At 53.9% G+C, this 1078-nt stretch carries 2 protein-coding genes; both read left to right on the forward strand.

Going from position 1 to position 1078, the window contains the following annotated elements:
• Window positions 1-101: 101 nt before the first annotated feature.
• Complete coding sequence (locus ACNOHI_RS24550; RefSeq protein WP_420477351.1) at window positions 102-404, forward strand: hypothetical protein; 303 nt, start codon at window positions 102-104, stop codon at window positions 402-404.
• A gap of 32 nt (window positions 405-436) precedes the next feature.
• Window positions 437-1078: phage terminase large subunit (gene terL / locus ACNOHI_RS24555; RefSeq protein ID WP_420477352.1), on the forward strand; the 642-nt coding region annotated here is incomplete at its 3' end.

Raw genomic sequence — 1078 nt, forward strand, 5'->3', positions numbered from 1 at the left:
TATCCGACGCAACCGGCACCGGGGATGTAGCGGCTAAATTTAACGCACTGCTGGCAGCGCTACGCACCAGTGGAGTGCTAGGTACATGATAGGAGGAGAGCATGGCAGGGGCGGCTAAACGCAGTCGCCTCTCGGAGCTGCACCGTATGTTCACTGAGGCCTTGATTGAAGAAATCAAGCAGTCTAAGGAAGATGAGGTGCCGCTACCCGCCGCAGATAAATCCGTTATCGCTAAGTTCTTGAAGGACAATGACATCACCGCGGATGCAGATTCCGAGGAGATGCAGGACCTTCGTGACGAATTCGATGACGAACTAGCGGCGCGTAGAGAGGCGCGTAAGCAAGAGATTTTAAACAAGATTAGTGGTTCAGACTCTGAGGACTTACTAGAAGGAATTGTCTAATGGTATCGGTGAAGACTGCGCGAAGACTGCGCATGCTCAACCAGAAACTTACTGGTTATAGTGTGAATCCGCGCAGTATTCCCAAAGAGGAGCGCGAGGACATCGCTATGATGATGGCTGCCGCGCTAAGTGACTTCCGAGAATTTGCATACATCGGTATGCGGTTCCTGGGCTTTACGCTAACGGACATGCAGGCCGACATTGCAGAGTACATGCAGAAGGGCCCCAGGAAGCGCATGGTGGCCGCGCAGCGTGGTGAGGCTAAGTCTACACTAGCTGCACTGTACGCCGTCTGGAGGCTCATCCAGGACCAATCCTGCCGTATACTGACTGTGTCCGGTGCAGAGAAGCAGGCGTCCGACGTTGCGAACCTAATCATTCGTATGATAGAGACGTGGCCGCTGCTGTGCTATTTGAAGGCTGACCCTACTCGTGGGGACCGTACTTCCTTCGAAGGTTATGACGTACACTGTGACCTCAAGCCGCTGGAGAAATCCGCCAGTGTGTCCTGTGTAGGTATCACTGCATCCCTGCAGGGGAAGCGCGCGGACCTGCTGATTCCAGACGATATCGAGACCACCAAGAACGGTTTAACGCAAACCCAGCGTGAGCAGCTGCTGATGATTTCTAAAGACTTCGCAGCTATCTGCACGCACGGGGATACGCTGTACCTG

Source organism: Noviherbaspirillum sp. ST9, assembly GCF_048799745.1.
Taxonomy (GTDB): Bacteria; Pseudomonadota; Gammaproteobacteria; order Burkholderiales; family Burkholderiaceae_D; genus Noviherbaspirillum.